The organism is Micromonospora sp. NPDC050417 (genome assembly GCF_044458865.1).
Lineage (GTDB): Bacteria > Actinomycetota > Actinomycetes > Mycobacteriales > Micromonosporaceae > Micromonospora_G.
In genome coordinates, this window is sequence record NZ_JBITIH010000003.1 from 115047 (window position 1) to 134345 (window position 19299).

At 70.5% G+C, this 19299-nt stretch carries 15 protein-coding genes; 8 read left to right on the plus strand and 7 right to left on the minus strand.

Annotation, left to right across the window (positions count from 1 at the left end; genetic code table 11):
- Positions 1 to 93: 93 nt before the first annotated feature.
- Positions 94 to 795, minus strand: coding sequence for a class I SAM-dependent methyltransferase (locus ACIBF5_RS05680; protein ID WP_396808481.1), 702 nt, complete (start codon positions 793 to 795; stop codon positions 94 to 96).
- A 145-nt stretch (positions 796 to 940) separates the two neighbouring features.
- Between ACIBF5_RS05680 and ACIBF5_RS05685 the strand changes: the two genes are divergently transcribed.
- From ACIBF5_RS05685 to ACIBF5_RS05705, 5 genes are read left to right on the plus strand one after another with little or no spacing between them, the layout of a single operon-like run.
- Positions 941 to 3109: a molybdopterin oxidoreductase family protein gene (locus ACIBF5_RS05685; RefSeq protein WP_396808483.1), complete on the plus strand. Its 2169-nt coding sequence runs from the start codon at positions 941 to 943 to the stop codon at positions 3107 to 3109.
- Complete coding sequence (locus ACIBF5_RS05690; RefSeq protein ID WP_396808485.1) at positions 3106 to 4581, plus strand: FAD-dependent oxidoreductase; 1476 nt, start codon at positions 3106 to 3108, stop codon at positions 4579 to 4581. The genes ACIBF5_RS05685 and ACIBF5_RS05690 overlap by 4 nt, the downstream gene beginning before the upstream one ends.
- A complete protein-coding gene (gene nirB, locus ACIBF5_RS05695) occupies positions 4578 to 7151 on the plus strand; it encodes a nitrite reductase large subunit NirB (RefSeq protein WP_396808487.1) in 2574 nt (857 codons plus the stop codon). Before ACIBF5_RS05690 ends, nirB begins: the two co-directional genes overlap by 4 nt.
- Positions 7148 to 7504 (plus strand): nitrite reductase small subunit NirD, encoded by a 357-nt coding sequence (gene nirD, locus ACIBF5_RS05700; protein ID WP_396808489.1) that lies wholly within the window; start codon positions 7148 to 7150, stop codon positions 7502 to 7504. Before nirB ends, nirD begins: the two co-directional genes overlap by 4 nt.
- Entirely contained in the window at positions 7504 to 8592 is a 1089-nt protein-coding gene (locus ACIBF5_RS05705) for a uroporphyrinogen-III synthase (protein ID WP_396808491.1), read from the plus strand. The genes nirD and ACIBF5_RS05705 overlap by 1 nt, the downstream gene beginning before the upstream one ends.
- A gap of 273 nt (positions 8593 to 8865) precedes the next feature.
- On the opposite strand, the gene ACIBF5_RS05710 is transcribed toward ACIBF5_RS05705, so the two are convergent.
- The 4 genes from ACIBF5_RS05710 to ACIBF5_RS05725 all read right to left on the minus strand — a co-directional run bounded on the left by ACIBF5_RS05710 (position 8866) and on the right by ACIBF5_RS05725 (position 13454).
- Positions 8866 to 9489, minus strand: a complete 624-nt coding sequence (locus ACIBF5_RS05710; protein ID WP_121158448.1) for an ATP/GTP-binding protein — start codon at positions 9487 to 9489, stop codon at positions 8866 to 8868.
- Positions 9470 to 9841, minus strand: a complete 372-nt coding sequence (locus tag ACIBF5_RS05715; protein WP_121158447.1) for a DUF742 domain-containing protein — start codon at positions 9839 to 9841, stop codon at positions 9470 to 9472. The genes ACIBF5_RS05710 and ACIBF5_RS05715 overlap by 20 nt, the downstream gene beginning before the upstream one ends.
- A 65-nt stretch (positions 9842 to 9906) precedes the next feature.
- Positions 9907 to 10317 carry a roadblock/LC7 domain-containing protein gene (locus ACIBF5_RS05720; RefSeq protein ID WP_121158446.1) on the minus strand — a complete coding sequence of 137 codons (411 nt, stop codon included), beginning with the start codon at positions 10315 to 10317 and terminating at the stop codon, positions 9907 to 9909.
- Positions 10314 to 13454, minus strand: a complete 3141-nt coding sequence (locus ACIBF5_RS05725; RefSeq protein WP_396808494.1) for a nitrate- and nitrite sensing domain-containing protein — start codon at positions 13452 to 13454, stop codon at positions 10314 to 10316. Before ACIBF5_RS05725 ends, ACIBF5_RS05720 begins: the two co-directional genes overlap by 4 nt.
- Positions 13455 to 13934: 480 nt before the next feature.
- On the opposite strand from ACIBF5_RS05725, the gene ACIBF5_RS05730 reads away from it, so the two are divergent.
- A complete protein-coding gene (locus ACIBF5_RS05730; protein ID WP_396808496.1) occupies positions 13935 to 15125 on the plus strand; it encodes an ABC transporter substrate-binding protein in 1191 nt (396 codons plus the stop codon).
- A gap of 123 nt (positions 15126 to 15248) precedes the next feature.
- Here ACIBF5_RS05730 and ACIBF5_RS05735 read toward each other — a convergent pair whose 3' ends face one another.
- Together ACIBF5_RS05735 and ACIBF5_RS05740 are read right to left on the minus strand one after the other, a co-directional pair.
- Positions 15249 to 16076 carry an ABC transporter permease gene (locus tag ACIBF5_RS05735; protein ID WP_396808836.1) on the minus strand — a complete coding sequence of 276 codons (828 nt, stop codon included), beginning with the start codon at positions 16074 to 16076 and terminating at the stop codon, positions 15249 to 15251.
- A gap of 112 nt (positions 16077 to 16188) precedes the next feature.
- Positions 16189 to 17229 carry an ABC transporter substrate-binding protein gene (locus ACIBF5_RS05740; protein WP_396808498.1) on the minus strand — a complete coding sequence of 347 codons (1041 nt, stop codon included), beginning with the start codon at positions 17227 to 17229 and terminating at the stop codon, positions 16189 to 16191.
- 268 nt (positions 17230 to 17497) lie between these two features.
- Here ACIBF5_RS05740 and ACIBF5_RS05745 point away from each other — a divergent pair, with 268 nt between their 5' ends.
- Complete coding sequence (locus ACIBF5_RS05745; protein ID WP_396808500.1) at positions 17498 to 18283, plus strand: ABC transporter ATP-binding protein; 786 nt, start codon at positions 17498 to 17500, stop codon at positions 18281 to 18283.
- A gap of 1 nt (position 18284) precedes the next feature.
- Positions 18285 to 19235: an LLM class F420-dependent oxidoreductase gene (locus ACIBF5_RS05750; RefSeq protein WP_396808502.1), complete on the plus strand. Its 951-nt coding sequence runs from the start codon at positions 18285 to 18287 to the stop codon at positions 19233 to 19235.
- Positions 19236 to 19299: the final 64 nt, after the last annotated feature.

The window sequence follows — 19299 nt, forward strand, 5'->3', positions numbered from 1 at the left end:
TTCGTGCGATGAGTCCGCGCCGCAACCTTCCCCGCACCATCGTCGGCGCGCCCCGGTGAGAAGTTCGCCACGAAGGTCAGGCGCGGGTCGGGTTCAGTTCTCGGGTCGCCGTCCGCCGAAGACGGCGAAGCGCCATGCCTTGAAGTAGCAGTCGACGTCGACGAGACCCGCCGCCCCGAGCCAGTCGCACTGGGCGGCGACCGGAGCCGGGCGGTCGTACGACATCCGTTGCTGGGCGGCCTCGATCTCCGCCTCGTCCGAGCCGAGTGCGGTGATCTGGTCCAGCCACACCCGCTGGTACCGCCGGTCGAGTTCAGGGGTGGGGCCGGCTACCTGTTCGGCGTTGACGAAGACGCCGCCGGGCCGGAGCACCTCGGCTATCCGCTGATAGAGGGCGCGTTTGCCGTCGTCGTCGAGGTGGTGGATGGCGAGCGCGGAGACCACCGCGTCGTAGCGTCCCGCAGGTAGCGGCGCGGCCAGGTCGGCCACCTCGATCCGGTGCGGCACCCCCTGGGCGGTGAGGTGTCCGGCAGCCACCGCGAGCATCGCGGGCGCCGCGTCGAGCAGGGTCAGCCGGGCACCGGGTACGGCCGCGCCGATCAGGGACGAGAGCAGCCCGGTGCCGGCGCCCAGGTCGAGCACCTCGGGGGTACGGCCGTCGGCCAGTGCCGCCCGCAGTGTTGGCGAGGCCACCTCGACCGTTGTGCCGTAGAAGTCGTCGAAGCACGGCACGAGCCGTCGTCGCGCCTGGTCATAGGTGCCGGCGGCGGCCTCGAACAGTTGCACCACACTCATCCATGACTCCCGGGATGTGAGACGACTTTCCCAGATTATAGACCCCGGCGGGTAACCCTATGCCCCCACGTACTGTGAGCGCCTCTTAGCAGGCACGAAACAAAGGTGACCCGGCGGCGAAACCACCCCCATCCACGCTTCCGACATGACGGACCCTGCGCGGAGCGAGACGCACGCCGATGCGCCACGGCCCGGTACGACACCCCCCACCTCGGCAGCAGAGGTCGACACGCACTGCCCGTACTGCGCGCTGCAATGCGGGATGACGCTGCGCGCCACACCCGAACGAGTCGAGGTCCGGCCCCGACAGTTCCCCACCAACCGGGGCGGGCTCTGCCAGAAGGGCTGGACCGCCGCCGAACTGCTCGACCACCCCGACCGACTGACCACCCCGCTCGTCCGCGACCGGCACACCGGGAAACTGCGACCGGCGAGTTGGGACGAGGCACTGGACCGGGTGACCGACGGTGTCACCGCGCTCCAGGCGGCGCACGGCCGGGACAGCATCGCTGTCTTCGGCGGTGGCGGACTGACCAACGAGAAGGCGTACGCGCTGGGCAAGTTCGCCCGGGTGGCGCTCCGTACCCGTCAGATCGACTACAACGGACGGTTCTGCATGTCCTCGGCCGCCGCCGCCGGGAACCGGGCCTTCGGCGTCGACCGGGGACTACCGTTCCCCCTGGCCGACCTGGCCCGCGCCGACACCCTGTTGCTGGTCGGGGCGAACGTGGCCGAGACCATGCCACCGCTGGTGCGCTACCTGGTCGAACAGAAGCAACGCGGCGGCACCCTGATCGTGATCGACCCACGGGCCACCGCCACGGCACGGCAGGCCACCCTGCACCTGCAACCAATGCCCGGAACCGACCTGGCGGTGGCCAACGCCCTGCTGCACATCGCGCTCGCCGAAGGCTGGGCCGACCGGGAGTACGTCGAGGACCGGACCACCGGCTTCGACGCCGTACGCCGAAGTGTCGCGGGCTACTGGCCGGCGCAGGTCGAGCGACTCTCCGGCGTACCGGTAGCGGACCTGGAGGCGGCGGCGCGGGCGCTGGGCACCGCCGGTACGGCCATCATCCTGACCGCCCGTGGCGCCGAGCAGCACACCAAGGGTGTCGACACGGTCACCGCCTTCATCAACCTCGCACTCGCCCTCGGGCTGCCCGGCCGGCCCGGCTCCGGTTACGGCTGCCTGACCGGACAGGGCAACGGCCAGGGCGGACGCGAACACGGGCAGAAGGCCGACCAGCTCCCCGGCTACCGGCGGATCGACGACCCGGCGGCCCGCGCGCACGTCGCCGGTGTCTGGGGCGTACGCCCGGACGACCTGCCCGGTCCCGGTCTGTCCGCGTACGAACTGCTCGACTCGATCGGCTCGCCGGACGGCCCCCGGGCGCTGCTGGTCTTCGGCTCGAACCCGGTCGTCTCCGCACCCCGGGCGGGTCGGATCCAGCGTCGTCTGTCCGATCTGGACCTGCTGGTGGTCGCGGACTTCGTCCTCTCCGAGACGGCGGCGATGGCCGACGTGGTGCTGCCGACCGCGCAGTGGGCGGAGGAGGACGGCACGATGACCAACCTGGAGGGCAGGGTGCTCCGGCGGCGGGCACTGCGCCCGCCACCTCCCGGTGTCCGCACCGACCTGGCCGTCATCGCCGAACTGGCCCGCCGGCTCGGCGTCACCGGCCCGGGCATGGCCGACGCCGACGCGAGCGGGCCGACGTTTCCGGACGATCCGCGGCTGGTCTTCGACGAACTGCGGCGGGCGTCGGCCGGCGGGATCGCCGACTACGCGGGGGTGACGTGGGAGCGGATCGACGCCGAGAACGGCATCTTCTGGCCCTGTCCGGCACCGTTCCGCCCGGACACCCCGCGACTGTTCACCACGACCTTCCCCACGGTGGACGGGCGGGCCCGGTTCGTGCCGGTGGAGCACCGACCGGCCGCCGAGGAGGTCTGCCCGGACTACCCGCTCTACCTGACCACCGGGCGGGTGCTCGCCCAGTACCAGTCCGGCGCGCAGACCCGCCGGGTGGCGCCGCTGCGGACCGCCGCACCGAACGCCTTCCTCGAACTCCACCCGGACCTGGCCCACCGGCTCGGCGTGGTCGACGGCGACGAGGTACGGATCAGCAGCCGCCGGGGTGAGATGCGGGCACCGGCCCGGCTCAGCGACACGATCCGGGTCGACACCGTCTTCGCCCCCTTCCACTGGGCCGGGGTGGCCAGGGCCAACTCGCTGACCAACGACGCGCTCGACCCGACGTCCAGGATGCCCGAGTTCAAGATCTGCGCGGTACGGGTGGAGCGGGCATGACCGGCCGGGTGGTGATCGTGGGCTACGGCATGGCCGGTTCCCGGCTGGCGAGCGAACTGCGGGCCCGGGACGGGGACCGGAAGATCATGGTGCTCGGGGCCGAACCGCACCGGGCGTACAACCGGATCATGCTGTCGAACCTGCTCGCCGGCAAGATCGACGAGACGCAGGTGGAACTCACCGAAGCCGCCGGACACGGAGTGGACATCCGGCCCGGGGTCACGGTCACCGCCGTCGACCCGGCCGCCACGACAGTCACCACCGACCGGCAGGAGATCATCGAGTACGACCACCTCGTACTCGCCACCGGCAGCCGGGCCCTGGTGCCGCCGCTGCCCGGACTCGTACCCGACCGGCAGACCGCACCCGACCCGGAACGACTGCCGCGACGGGTGGTCACCTTCCGTACCCTGGACGACTGCCGGCGGATCCTCGACGCCGCCACCGGCGCGCGGACCGCGCTGGTCCTCGGCGGCGGCCTGCTCGGCCTCGAAGCCGCCCGTGGCCTCGCCGCCCGGGGCCTCGACGTACGGGTGGTGCACCCGGTCGGGCACCTGATGGAACGCCAACTCGACCCGGCCGCCGGCGCCGTGCTGGCCCAGACCCTCGCCGGGCTCGGCGTCACCAGTCACCTCGACACCACCGCGACCGCGGTCGGCGCCGAACCCGACCAGGTCACCCTCACCCTCGCCACCGGACAGCGGCTCACCGCCGACCTGCTGGTGCTCGCCTGCGGCGTACGGCCGGAGACCGGACTGGCGCGGGCCGCCGGCCTGGCGGTGGAACGCGGCATCGTGGTCGACGACCGGCTGCGCACCAGCGACCCTCGCATCTCGGCGATCGGCGACTGCGCCCAGCACGAGGGACAGCTCACCGGGCTGGTCTCCCCCGCCTGGGCGCAGGCCCGGGTGCTGGCCCAGGTGCTGACCGGCGACGACCCGCAGGCCCGGTACCGGCCGCAGGCACCGGTCACCCGGCTCAAGGCGGCCGGCATCGACCTCGCCGCGATGGGGGACCTGACCCCCACCGACGCGGCCGAACCGGCGGTGGAGGAACTGAGCTTCACCGACCCGGCCCGGGGCACTTACGCCCGGCTCCGGATCGTCCACGAACGACTGACCGGGGCGATCATGCTCGGCGACAACCCGGCCGTCGGCACCGTCATCCAGCTCTTCGACCGGGGCACACCGGTGCCGAGCGACCGCCGGGCGCTGCTGCTCGGCCGGGCACTCGGCGGCCAATCCGCCACCCCGGTCGAATCCCCGGCGCTGATGCCGGACGCGGCCACCGTCTGCCAGTGCAACACCGTGCCCAAGGGAGCACTGGTCCGGTGCTGGCGGGCGGGTGCCCGCACGGTGACCGAGGTGGTCGCCGCGACCCGGGCCACCACCGGCTGCGGAAGCTGCCGGGACGCGGTCGAGGGAATCGTCAACTGGTTGTCCACGGTCGACTCCGCGGAGGTGACAGGGTGAACGGCAACAGACTCGTCGTCGTCGGCAACGGAATGGTCGGCCAGCGCTTCGTCGAGGCGCTACGAGCCCGCGACAGCCGCGCGCGGTGGCAGGTCACCGTGCTCGCGGAGGAGAGCCGGCCGGCGTACGACCGGGTCCGGCTCTCGGCCTACCTGGACGGGGTCAGCGCCGAGGAACTCAGCCTGCACACCCCGGACGAGGGGGTGGACCAACGGCTCGGCGAACCGGTACGCGAGATCGACCGGGAACGGCGGGTGGTACGCACCGTCGCGGGCGAGTACCCGTACGACGCCCTGGTGCTGGCGACCGGGTCGTACCCGTTCGTGCCGCCGATCGACGGCGCCACCGGGCCCGACGGGGCCGGCGGGCTGCGGCGCGGGGTCTTCGTCTACCGCACCCTGGACGACCTGGACGCGATCCGCGACCACGCCCGTGGCCGACGGGTCGGCACGGTGATCGGCGGCGGCCTGCTCGGGCTGGAGGCGGTGAACGCGCTGCGACTGCTCGGGCTCGACACCCACCTGGTGGAGTTCGCGCCCCGGCTGATGCCGGTGCAGGTCGACGAGGCCGGCGGTGCCATGCTCCGCCGCTACGTCGACGACCTCGGGGTCGCACTACACCTCGGCACCGCCACCACCGCGATCCGACCCGGCCCCGACGGCGGCGTCGGCGAACTGGTGCTGAGTTCCGGCGAGACGGTCGCCACCGACCTGGTGGTGGTCGCCGCCGGTATCCGGCCCCGCGACGAACTGGCCCGCGACGCCGGGCTCTCCCTCGGTGTGCGCGGCGGCGTCCAGGTGGACCAGAACTGCCGCAGCACCGACGATCGCATCTGGGCGATCGGCGAATGCGCCTCGGTCGACGGCGTCTGCTACGGCCTGGTCGCCCCCGGGTACGCGATGGCCGAGGTGGTCGCCGACCAACTGCTCGGCGGCACGGCCACCTTCCCCGGTGCGGACACCGCCACCAAGCTGAAGCTGCTCGGGGTGGACGTGGCGTCGTTCGGTGACGCGCACGGCGCCACCCCCGGCAGCCTCGACGTCACCTGGACCGACCCAGCCACCCGCAGCTACGCCAAGCTCGTCCTCTCCGACGACGCCCGGACCCTGCTCGGCGGGGTGCTGGTCGGTGACGCCTCCGCCTACCCGACGCTGCGGGCCAGTGTCGGTGGTCCGCTGCCCGGTCCCCCGCTGGCACTGCTCGCCCCGGCCGGCGACAGTGGTGGCGCGGGAGTCGGCATCGGCGCCCTACCCGGTGGCGCGCAGGTCTGCTCCTGCAACGCGGTGACGAAGGACCAGATCGTGGCCGCCATCGACGACGGCTGTGCCGACGTACCAGGGCTGAAGGCGTGCACCCGCGCCGGTACGAGCTGCGGATCCTGCGTACCGATGCTCAAGCAGTTGCTCGCCGTCTCCGGCGTACGAATGTCCAAGGCGCTCTGCGAACACTTCGACCAGAGCCGACAGGAACTCTTCGACCTGGTCCGGGTCCGTGGCATCCGGACCTTCTCCCAACTCGTCGCCGAACACGGCCGAGGACGTGGTTGCGACATCTGCAAACCGGTGGTCGCCTCGATCCTCGCCTCGCTCGGCAGCGGTTACGTGCTCGACGGGGAGCAGGCCGCACTCCAGGACACCAACGACCACTTCCTGGCCAACATCCAGCGCGACGGAACCTATTCGGTGGTGCCCCGGATCCCCGGCGGCGAGATCACCCCGGAGAAGCTGATCGTGATCGGCGAGGTGGCGCGGGACTTCAACCTCTACACGAAAATCACCGGCGGGCAGCGGATCGACCTGTTCGGCGCCCGGGTCGAGCAGCTCCCCCGAATCTGGCGGCGACTGGTCGATGCCGGCTTCGAGTCCGGCCACGCGTACGGCAAGGCGCTGCGTACGGTGAAGTCCTGCGTCGGCTCCACCTGGTGCCGGTACGGCGTACAGGACTCGGTCGGGCTGGCGATCGCCCTCGAACTGCGTTACCGGGGGCTGCGCGCACCACACAAGCTCAAGTCCGCGGTCTCCGGTTGCGCCCGCGAGTGCGCCGAGGCGCGCAGCAAGGACTTCGGCATCATCGCCACCGACCAGGGCTGGAACCTCTACCTCGGCGGCAACGGCGGTTTCCGGCCCCGGCACGCGGAACTCTTCGCCACCGACCTCACCACCGAGGAACTGGTCCGCCACCTCGACCGGTACCTGATGTTCTACATCCGCACCGCCGACCGGTTGCAACGCACGGCCGGTTGGCTGGAGGCGATGGACGGGGGCCTGGAGCACCTCCGGTCGGTCATCGTCGACGACAGCCTCGGGCTCTGCGCGGAACTCGACGCCGCGATGGCCCGGCACGTGGCCGACTATGCCGACGAGTGGCGGGCGACCCTCGACGACCCGGAGCGACTGCGTCGGTTCACCTCCTTCGTCAACGCGCCGAACACACCCGACCCCTCGATCAGCTTCGAGGTGGAACGGGGCCAGCCCGTCCCCTCCACCACCAGACGTCAGCCGGTGGTGCTCGGCCTGCCGACAACCGGTGGCACGGGCCTGCCGACCACGAGCGATGGGGTGCTGCGATGAGTGAGGACCACGGCGGTACGCGGGAGTGGACGGCGGTCTGCCCGTACCCGAGGGTGGAGCCGGAGCGGGGCGTCGCCGCACTCGTCGGCGACGAGCAGGTGGCCGTCTTCCGGACCCACGACGGGCAGCTCTTCGCGATCGGCAACCTCGACCCGATCGGCGGCGCGTACGTCATGTCGCGTGGCATCGTCGGCAGCCGGGGCACCACCCCCACGGTCGCGTCCCCACTGCACAAGCAGGTGTACGACCTGCGTACCGGCGAGTGCCTCGACGAACCCGGGGTGGCCCTGCCCACGTACCGCATCCGCTGCCGGGACAACGTCGTCGAGGTCGGCACCCGGCGGGAGAACTGATGTCCGACGAGCTGGCCGGTTACACCATCGGCGTGACCGCCGACCGGCGACGTGACGAACTCGCCGCCCTGCTCGAACGACGGGGGGCCAGGGTGGTGCTCGCCCCCGCGCTGCGGATCGTGCCGCTGGCCGACGACTCCGAACTCCGTGCGGCCACCCGCGCCTGCCTCGACAACCCGCCCGACGTGGTGATGGCGAACACCGGCATCGGCATGCGCGGCTGGCTGGAGGCGGCCGAGGGCTGGGGGCTCGCCGAGCCGTTGCGTTCGGTGCTCTCGGAGGCGTACATCGTGGCCCGGGGGCCGAAGGCACGTGGTGCGATCCGGGCCGCCGGTCTGCACGACGAGTGGTCGCCGCTCTCGGAGAGCTGCGACGAGGTGATCGACCACCTGTGCCGACGAGGCGTCTCGGGTCGGGTGATCGCCATGCAACTGCACGGGGAGCGGCAACCCGAGTGCACCAGCGCCCTGGAGGACGCCGGAGCCACCGTGATCGAGGTGCCGGTCTACCGCTGGGCTCCGCCGACCGACCCGGCCCCGCTGCACCGGCTGGTCGACCTGATCACCAGCCGGTTGGTGGACGCGGTCACCTTCACCTCCGCACCGGCCGCCGGCGCCCTGCTGCGCGCCGCCGGCAACAGCGGCGACGCCGTCCTGGAGGCGCTCCGGTCGGACGTCATGGCCGCCTGTGTCGGTCCGGTGACCGCCGCGCCACTGCGCCGGCACGGCGTACCGGTGCTCGCCCCGACCCGGGCCCGACTCGGCGCCCTGGTCCGCAGCATCGTGGACGAGCTTCCCCGTCGGGCGGTGCACGTCAAGGTCGCCGACCACCTGCTCACCCTGCGCGGCCACGCCGCGATGCTCGACGGTGAGCTGCGCCCCCTGGCGCCGGCCCCGATGGCGGTGCTGCGGGCCCTGGCCGCCACCCCGGGCCGGGTGCTCTCCCGCGCCGACCTGCTGCGCACCCTCCCCCGAGGCGCCGACGAACACGCGGTGGAAATGGCCGTCGCCCGGCTCCGGGCAGCCCTGCGTACGCCGGGAGTGGTGCAGACCGTGGTGAAACGAGGCTACCGACTACCGGTCGACTGAGCGGCGGAGTCGGCCGCTTTACTCAGCGAAGAACGCCTATACATCATCGACGGATCGCTTCGCGGGAAAGACATGGGAAAGTGACCCCCCAATGGCAGAACTGTGCCAAGATCCGGGAGCCGTGGGCGTGGAGGATCGCCAGCGGAGGCCCACCCTGGCGCCCGCCGCACTCGGCAACCGGGTTCGCGACGCGCCTGCGCGCGACGGGAACCAGGTGCCGAGCCGTACCGAGAGGACGCTCCGCCCCGGCGCTGGTCACCGGGGCGGAGAGGATCAGCCGACCGGGGTGGGGAAGCCCCGGCCGTGTTGCGCCTGAAGGGTCGCCATGGCGTGCTCCACCACCGTGACCAGCACCTGCTTGACCGATTCCCGGTGCCGGGCGTCGGTCATCACCAGCGGTACGTGCGGGGCGATGGCCAGGGCCTCCCGCACCTCCTCCGGCGCGTACTGGGGCGCGCCGTCGAAACGGTTCAACGCCACCACGTACGGCAGCTTCCGGTTCTCGAAGTAGTCGAGCGGCGCGAAGGCGTCGGTGATCCGCCGGGTGTCGACCAGCACCGCGGCACCCACCGCGCCACGGATGATCTCGTCCCACATGAACCAGAACCGGGTCTGACCCGGTGTCCCGAACAGGTAGAGGATCAGGTCCTGGGCCATGGTGATACGGCCGAAGTCCATGGCGACCGTGGTGGTCTCCTTGCCCGGCACCTTCGACGGATCGTCGATGCCGACGCCGGCCGCTGTCATCACCGCCTCGGTGGTCAGCGGAGTGATCTCCGAGACCGCGCCGACGAGCGTCGTCTTGCCCACACCGAAGCCGCCCGCAACCACAATCTTCGCGGAGGTGATCCCCCGGTTGCGGCGTGCCCCGACGGGGTCATAGCCTGCGAAGTCCACTTAGCACCCTCTCAAGCAGTTCCATCCGCTCCTCGTACGCTTCCGCGGGAGCAGCACTGTGCAGCGTCAGCAAGCTGTCCGCCACCATGTCGGCGACCAGCACCCGTGCGACACCGAGCGGTAGCCGGGTGTACGCGGCGATCTCCGCCAGCGACTGCGCTCTTCCCTCGCAGACAGTCGCGATGCGGTGCTTGTCATGCCCGGCGAACCGGGACTCCGCAACCGCCGCCGGAGTCGCCGTGAGCACCGCCTCGAGGGCGATGTCCTGGCGAGGTTCGGTACGGCCGCGGGTGACCGCGTACGGCCGAACCAGCGCGCCGCGCGGATCGTCACGACGTGGGGGATAGTCCATCTAACGGTCACCTCCTTCCGGTGAGGTCGCGGCACCACCGACATCCGTCCTTGGTCACATCCGTACTAGGGGCGAACGACCGCCTCACGTGGCAATGGCACCAGCGCGGCGCCCACCCGCTCGACCAGGAGCGCCATCTCGTAGCCCACCTGACCGACATCGCAACTCCGGGCGGCCAGCACGGCCATCGAGGAACCGTCGCTGATGGACATGAGGAACAGGTATCCGCTGTCCATCTCGATGACGGTCTGGAGCACTCCACCGGCGCTGAACATCCGGGAAGCGCCATCGGTCAGACTGACCACGCCGGAGGTGATCGCGGCAAGCTGGTCCGCGCGGTCCTGCGGCAGGTCCCGCGAGGAGGCGAGAAGCAGCCCGTCGGCCGAGACGGCCACCACGTGCGCGATCCCCGCCACACTGTCGGCGAAGTTGCTGAGCAGCCAACCCATGTCCTGCATCGCTGCTGGCCTGTTCATCGGCTCGTCTCCTTGGTTGATGTCGTGCCGTTCTGCTCACTGCCGGCCGTACGGCCGCGTTGCACACCGCGGTGGTAGGCGGACAGCAGTCCCCGTACCTCGTCCGGGGTTCGGCGGCTCGGCGCCTGACCGGGTTTGGTCTCGACGCCTCCCGGTACGAGTTGTGCCTGCGGCACCCGCTTGGGCAGGCCCGACCGGGTGGTGCCGGCGTTGGCCGGCTCGGCCGCGCGGGTGGCGCGGGCCCAGCCTTCGTCCGCCGCCGTCCGCCACGCCTCGCTACCGGGGCCGACGGGTGCTGCCACCGGTTCCGGGGTCAGCACCGGCGGCGCCGGCTCCGGAGCCCGAACCGGCGCGGCCGGCTGTCCCCCGTATCCGGTCGTGCTGGTCTGGCCGGGAGTGCGGGCCGGCAGCGTGGCCCGACCACGAGCCGCGACGCTCTCGGCGAGGCTGGCGCGCTGGGCCGCCGGTTCGGCGGCCCGGGGCGCCGGCACGGCCGGTGCCGGCGGGGTCTGGTAACCCCCCGGGGGAACATTGAAAATCGCGGTCGAGTCCTGTCCGTGGGAACGGAACCAGACCGCTTCCATCTCGCGGAAGATGGGCGCCTCGCCCGGCTGTTCCACCCGAGGCGCGGGGGCCACCGGAGCCGGCGGAGTGGCGGCGACCAGGCCGGCGACCGGCCCGGCCGGCAGTCCGGCGGAGGGTGCCGGGACTGCCGGGGTCGCGCTCGGGACCGCCGAGGCGCCGGCGGTCCGCTGCGGCAGTGAACGAACCGTCGGGTACGCCATGGTCGGCGATCCGGCGTGGGTGTCGACCGGCGGCGCCAGGCTGGCGTGCACGGTCGGCGGGGTCACCAGCGGGTGGGCGGCCGTCGGCTGCACCGCCATGTGCTGGGTGGACGGCGCGGTGGTGGCGCCGACCTGGAAGGTGTTGTCCCGTACGTCGGCGGTCTGCCACTGCACGGGAGGCTGGGCCGGCGCCGGGACCGGCGGGGCCGGCGGGGTGGTCCGCCACTGATCGGTGAGGGTGGCGGCAGAACTGCGGGCACCGGCCGGTGCCATCGGCTCCGACCAGGCCGGCGCGGCCGGCAGTGCGGCGGCCGGACCCGGTTCGACCGCGAGCGGCTGACGGGGTCGGGTCGCGAGCGGTTCGCGACCCCGCAGTTGCGGCAGCACCACGGTGTCGCTGGGCAGGGTCACCTGGGCGACCGTTCCACCCTCGACGTTGCGGCGCAGCTCCACCCGGATGCCGTACCGGGAGGCGAGGCGGCTGACCACGGCGAGACCCATCAGCCGGAACGCGGCCACGTCCACCGTCGGCGGAGCCGCCAACCGGCGGTTGAGCGCGTCGAGCTGTTCCTCGCTCAGCCCCAGACCCCGGTCCTCGACCTGGATCAGGACGTAGTCGCGGATCCGCCGTGCGTCGGCGACCACGACCGTGTTCGGCGAGGAGAAGCGGGTCGCGTTGTCGAGCAGTTCGGCGACGAGCCGGACCACGTCGTTGACCGCGTGCGCGGCCACCGAGATGTCCGTGTCGACCGTGCCGAACTCGATCCGGTTGTACGCCTCGACCTCGGACTGCGCGGCCCGCAACGCGTCCACCAGGAGCGCGTCGTCGCGCCGGGGCGCGGTCGAGTCGGCGCCGGCGAGCACCAACAGGTTCTCGTCGTTGCGGCGCATTCGGGTGGCCAGGTGGTCCAGTTCGAAGAGCTGGGCCAGCCGCTTCGGGTCCTCCTCGCCACGCTCGATCATGTCGAGTTCGCCGATCATGCGGTCGACCAGCGCCTGGCTTCGACGTGCCAGGTTGAGGAACATGGCCGAGACGCTGGTCCGCAGGGCGGCCTGTTCCGCCGCGACCCGGACGGCTTCCCGGTGTACGACGTTGAAGGCTAGCGCCACCTGTCCGACCTCGTCCCGGTTGTCCAACCGGATCGGGTCCCGGACCTGGCGGACGATCTCCTCCACGCCGCCGTCGCCGATGCTGCCGACGTTCTGCAGCCGGCTGACCGCGTCGGGCAGGTCGTGGTTGGCCACCGAGAGGGCGCCCTCACGTAGTTTCCGCAGCGAGGCGTTGAGTGACCGGGCCAGCACCACGGCGAGCGCGATGGCGACGATCAGCGTGATCAACACCACGATCGACTCGATCACGGCCTGCTGGACCACGTCCGACTGGGCCTGGTCCGCCTGGGCGAGCAGCTCGACCTCAAGCTGGATTTCCGCCCAGCGCATCAGGTCGATGACCGCGCCGATCGCGTCCGACGTGGTCTTGGCGAAGGCGGGCGAGGTCGGCGAGTTGACCGCACGGCCGACGTCGGAGGCGGCCCGCTCCGCCAGGGTGACCGCGTCACCGCTGTAGGTCCGGTCCACCAGTTCGTTCTGGCTCGCGGAGGCGGCCAGCTCGAAGGAGGCCAACGCCTCCTGCTGGCTGGTCTGGGTGGCCAGGAACGCGGAGAACTGCTCCTCGTCGAGCTGACCCGACCGCAGAGCGGTGTAACCCACCGCCTGTTCCTCCGCGGCGCCCGCCTTGGCACGGGCGAAGGCGGCGACGGCACGAAGGCTGTCCGCCACCCGGCCCTCACCGGAGAGTTCACCCAGCGTTTCGCCGTAGTCCCCGAGGTCGGTAATGATCACGCCGTAGCGCAGCACCGCCTCGACGACGAGCATCTGCTTGCGGTCGAGCACCTCCTGGCGGGTGCCGTTCAGGGTTTCCAGGTGGTCGTCAATCTTGTCGATCCGCGCCCGCATCGACTCCGGCACGTTGCCGATGCTGTTGCGCTCGTCGGAGTACGCGGTGATCCGCTCGTCCGTACGGCGGACCGCCAGGTTGTACTGCTCCGGGTCGGTGCCCGGGTCGGCAAGGTAAACCGCCGCTGCCATTCGCTCCTTGTGCAGATCCTGGGTCAGCGCCGACACGTCGGTCGAGAGCGCGGTCAACGACCGGATCATGTTCGCGTCCAAGGCCGTCCGGCCGACGTCGACCAAACGGACCGTGGCCAGCGCGAGGACCGCCGCGACTGGCACCACCAGGATGAGCGCAAGTTTGGACCGAATCCTGGTGTCCCGCAGTCGGGGAAACCAGCGGCGCCGCGCCCCGTGTTCCGGCGGGCCGTTTTCGGGCAGGGTCGTAGGTCCGGTGCTCACGACATCGCCTCCGTCGTTTCTTCCACGCGTGGCCAGCCCTCCGGTGCCTGCTGCCACGGATGGGGCCGCACGCGGCACGGCCGCGATTTCATCAGAAGCAGGCCGATTTGGGAAGCGGCGGTACGGCAGGAATCGGTCGGACGAGACTGAACCACTACTCTGCTCACCGAATCCCTTCTTTTGACAGGCCCCGTGAACTGGGCAAATATCGTCAGAGTGGTCGCTTGCATCTGGAAAGTTAAGGCCCGCAAACGCCGGCCGCGGCCAACATGTGGGATCGGTGTCCCGAATGTAGGATCACCGTCCTGAAACATGCTCGACAACGCCCGCTTGACCCGGGCGCTCGCCATTGGCAAGGTTTTCCAGGTTTGAAGGCTTCGCGCACACCGTACGACAGACCACCCCCGTCCTTCTACTGAGGACGGAATTCGTCGCCGGTGACCGGGCACCCCGCCCTAGCCGCGCACATGGAGGACTGAGTTGACGCCCATCCGCTCCGCGACACTCACGGTGCTCGCCTCGGCCATTCTGGCCACGTCGCTCACCGGTTGCCAGTTCAGCGACGATCCGCAGCAAACCGGCGAGATCGTCATCCGTGCCGACCTGGAACTCTCCGGCGCGGCGGCGCCGGCGGGCGAGGCGTACCAACGCGCCCTGGAACTCAAGGTCGAACAGATCAACGCGTCCGGCGTACTCGGTGGCCGGACCCTCTCGCTCAAGGTCAAGGACAACCGTTCCGACCCGAACGAATCACTGCGCAACATCGGTGAGTTCGCGAACGACCCCTCGGTCAGCGCCATCATCATGGGTAGCTGTGACGCCTGTGCGGTCGCCGCGGCAAAGACCATCAACGAGAAGAAGATCCCCACCATCGCCTTGGCCTCGGCCAACGAAGTGGCGACCCCGATCAGCGATCGGCGCTATGTGTTCAAACTCGCACCGAACGCACTCGACAGCGCCGCCACCCTGGTCTCCGAACTGAAGCTCTCCCCAACCAAAGTCAAGGACGTCGGTGTGATCTACACCGATGACGCCTACGGCCGTGACGGACACACCGCGATGAAGGGTGAACTGGAGAAGGCCGGGATCAAAATTGCCGCTACTGAGGCGATCAGAGCCGGCGAGACCGATCTCACCGCGGCGGTGAGCGCCTTGGTCGAGGCCAAATCGGACGCGATCGTCGTGTGGACCAACTCCGAACAATCCCTCCTGGCCGCCACGCAGGCGAAGGCGGACGATTTCAAGGGTGGCCTGTACTTCGACGCCCACGCCGCCGGCGACCTGTTCCTGGAGGGGCAGGGAGGTGTCGCGGCCGAGGACACGAAAATGGTCTTCAGCCAGACAATGGTGATCGATGACGTCATCGCCACCACGCCCGCGAAGGCAGCTCGCAAGCAGTGGTTCCGGGACTACACCGCCCGGTTCGGCGGCTACCACGGCGCCTCCTCGTTCGCCGCCGACGCGCTACAGCTCCTCACCGACGCGGCGGTACGGGCCGACAGCACCAGCGAGGGTGTCAATCGGGACGGGCTGCGGGACGTGCTGGAGACGTCGCAGATGGACGGCCTCTCCGGCCCCATCCGGCTGACCCCGGACAACCACTCCGGCCTCATGCCGCAGGCGCTGAGCATGCTGGTGGCCCGTGGTGGCCGCTGGCGCCTGGCCAGCTGACCGGAACGCTCCTCGGCGGCCACGGTCCCGGACCCGGGTGACGGGTCGGGACCGTGGCCGCCGCCGGTTGTACCCGCGGTCCGACCGTTCCCGGCCGCGACAGCCGGACGGTCGAGGCACGACTCAGCGCGACGAGGTGGTCTCCCGTACCCAGGGCAGCGCGAGGTGTTCGACCAGGACCAGCGCGTAGTAGAGCGTGATGCTCATGACCCCGACCAGCAGGATCGCCACCCACGCGGTAGCACTGTCGCCCGACCCGCCGAACTGAATGATCTGGGTGCCCAGTCCCCGCCCGGCACCCGCCTGGAACTCGCCGATCACCGCGCCGATCGCGGCCAGCGGCATGGCCACCTTCAGGCCGACGAAGATCTGCGGCAGCGCGGCCGGCATCCGGATCTTGCGGAAGGCCTGCCAGCGTGAGGCGGACAGGGATCGGGCCAGTTCGACCAGCTCGGCCGGAGCGGCGTTCAACCCGGCCGTGGTGGCGAGCACGATCGGGAAGAAGCAGAGCAGGAACACCATGATCAGGATCGGCTGCTGACCCCAGCCGAAGGCGAACACCAGCAGCGGCGCGATCGTCACCTTCGGGATCGCGTTGATCCCGACCAGCAACGGCGAGAACATCCGCTCCAGGGTCCGTGAGGCGGAGAGCGCGAGTCCGATCAGGATCCCGGCCACCGCGGAGAGCACGAACCCGATCAGAACCTCCAGGGCGGTCTCCACCATGCCGCCGAGCAGCAGACTCGGCTTGGCGGTGAACGCCGTGAGCACCTCGCCCGGAGGCGGCAGCACGGCGGGGTGAACCAGCGCGGAGACGTCCGTCGCCAGCCACCACGCGACGACGGTGACCACCATTCCGACCACCGGCCAGACCACCAGACGGGCAACTGAGTTACCGGCCCGACGTTCCCGGGGCACGGCCGTGCGCACCCTGGGTCGAACCTCGGTCAACTCGGCCATCTTTGATTTCACACTCCTCATTCGGTCCGGCCAGGGGCCGGGACAGAGCGGGGGTACATCCACCGGTGGCACCGGTGGATGTACCCCCGTAACTCTGGAACGCTCAGGCCTTCGGCGTCAGGTTGACGTCGATGAGGTCCTCCGGGGTCAGACCCGGCGGGATGGCGCCGGCACCCTGGAGGATCGCGATGCTCCGGGACACCCGGGCAATGTCGATCGTGCCGACCGCCGCACCAGAACCGGCGGAGCGGACGAACGACGCCATCAGCTCGCACTCGGCGGCAGCCGGCGCGGCAGCCGCGGCCGGGACGTTCTTGTTCAGGATCTGACCGGCCTCGGTGGGGTTGTCGATGCTCGCGACCAGCCCCTTGATCAGCGCAGCGGTGAACCGCTTGACCTTCTCCGGGTCTTCCTTAGCGATCTTGTTCGAGGTGACCAGCACGTTGCCGTACAGGTCGGTCATCACGTCGCTGTAGGGCAGCACGACGGCCTTCTTGCCCTTCGCCGCCGCCTCGACCGTGGGCTTGCCCACGACGAACTGGCCGATGCCCTGGGTGGCGCCGCCGGCCAGCAGGCCGATCAGGCCCGCCGGGTCGCCGTCACGCCAGGTGACCTTGCTCACGTCCACGCCGGCGAGCTTGGCGTAGGTCGGGAACAGGTTGCGCACCACCGAGCTGGGGCTGTCGGCGAGCTCCTTGCCCTCAAGGTCCTTCGGGGTGGTGATGCCCTTGTCGTCCAGGGTGATGATGGCCGCCATGGTCCGCTGCTGGATGCCGGCGACGACCGTCACCTCCTTGGCCTCGGCGCTGCCGGTACCCCGCGCCTGCAGGATGCCGGTGAGGTCGAGCGGGGTGAACATCGCGGTGCCGGTGGCGATCGCCTTGAGGTTGTTCAGGGTGCCGCTGCCGGGCTTGATGTCAACGTCGAAGCCGGCCTCCTTGAAGTACCCCTTGTCCTTGGCAACGTACGCGTACGCGTCACGGCCGAAGTTGGCGAAGGAGGTCAGGTACGTGACCTTCTCCAGCGTCTTGGCGTCACCGGAACCACCGGCGCTCTTGGAGTCGTCCGCGCCGCTGCAGCCGCTCGCGATGGCCAAAGTGCTGGCCAGGGCGGCGACGGCGATCGTACGAGTCAGCCTTTTCATGAACACCATTTCCTTTCGACCGGCGGCTTTCGACCGACGGAGGGGCCGTTTGGGGCGGGGCGGCTCGGGGCCGGGGGGTGGGCGCCGTGCCGTGGGTAAGGAAACTTCGCGGGCACAGCGTACGAGAACCCCACCTTTGCCCCGCCAGGCATGTCATGTTGCGGAACGGAAACAAACTGGATTCGCCCCCCGGTCTGTCCGTACGTCGACAATCCGGATAACCTGGCACGGCTGTTTGACCTGCCGACGCTGGATGGGGAGCCTCCGGATGATCCGACTAGCGGGTGTGTCCCGCACCTTCACGGGCCGATCGGGCACTGTGGAGGCGCTCCGGGGCATCGATCTGGACGTGGCCCAGGGCGAATTCGTGGCGATTGTCGGTCGGTCCGGATGCGGAAAGTCCACTTTGCTCCGACTTATCGCCGGACTGCTTCCGCCGACCGAGGGCGAGATCACAGTCGCCGGTGAGCGGGTCACCAAGACCCGACGCGATATCGCGATGCTCTTTCAACGCCCCGCACTGTTGCCGTGGCGCACAGTGCTCGACAACGTACTGCTGCCGGTGGAGATCTTCGGTTGGCGCCGCGCGAGTCACCGGGCCCGCGCGATGGAGTTGCTCGAGATGGTCGGGCTCGGTGGCTTCGAGAAGCGACTGCCACACGAACTCTCCGGTGGGATGCAGCAGCGAGTTTCACTGTGCCGTTCACTCATCGGCAATCCGCGGGTAATGCTCATGGACGAACCGTTCTCCGCCCTCGACGCCCTCACCCGTGAGGAACTGTCGGTGGAACTGCAGCGGGTGCACATGGAGAACGCCGCCACGATCGTCTTCGTCACCCACTCGATCGACGAGGCGGTGCTACTCGCCGACCGGGTGATCGTGCTGAGCCCCCGCCCGGGTCGCCTCCGCAAGGTGGTCGACATCAACATTCCGCGGCCACGGAGTCTGGGCCGGAACGCCCACCTCGAAGAGGTTGCCCGTTGCAGCGCGGATCTGCACGAACTTCTGATGGAGCGCGACTCCCCGGCAACGGCCGGAGCGAAAGGTCACTGACGTGCGAGTATCCATCTTCACCGAGCCGCATCGCGGCGCCACCTACGACGACCAACTGCGAATGGCCCGACTCGCCGAGGACAGCGGGTTCGATGGCTGGCTCCGCGCGGACCACTACCAGGCGATGGGCGAGGACCTCGGTCTGCCCGGCCCGACCGACGCCTGGGTCACCCTGGCCGGCCTGGCCCGGGAGACCTCCCGGATCAGGCTCGGCACCCTGGTCACCTCGTCCACCTTCCGGCTGCCCGGCCCACTGGCCGTGATCGTCGCCCAGGTGGACCAGATGAGCGGCGGCCGGGTCGACCTCGGCATCGGAGCCGGCTGGTACGAGCGGGAACACCTCGCGTACGGCATCCCGTTCCCGCCCGTCGGCGAGCGGTTCGGTCGCCTGGCGGAACAGCTCGCCGTGGTGACCGGCCTCTGGCGTACCCCGGTCGGCGAGCGCTTCACCCACCAGGGCGAGCACTACCAGCTCGTCGACGCGCCCGCCCTGCCCAAGCCGGTGCAGGTGCCGGGGCCGCCGGTCATCATCGGCGGCAAGGGCCTCAAGCGGACGCCGGCGCTGGCCGCCCGCTACGCGCACGAGTTCAACATGCCGTTCAAGTCGGTCAAGGAGACCGCCGAGGCGTACGAGCGGGTCCACGCGGCGTGCGAGCGGGTGGACCGGGCCGCGAACGGGCTGGACCCGCTGGTGCTCTCCGCCGGCATCGTGGTGGCGATCGGCCGGAACGAGGCCGAGGCCCAGCGCCGCGCAGCGCCACTGCACGAGAAGAGCGCCCTGCCGCCGGAGGACCCGGTAGTCGGTTCGCCGGCCCAACTGGTCGAGCGGATCGGTGAGTTCGCGGAGATCGGCACCGGCCGCGTGCACCTGCGGCTGACCGATCTGCACGACCTCGACCACCTGGAACTCATCGCCAGCGAGGTGCTGCCCCAGATCGGCGCCTCCCGCTGACAGGCTGCCGAAGTAGTAGCCGACGCGCTGTCGTCAGGGTGGCGATCGGACCCGACGCGCCGTA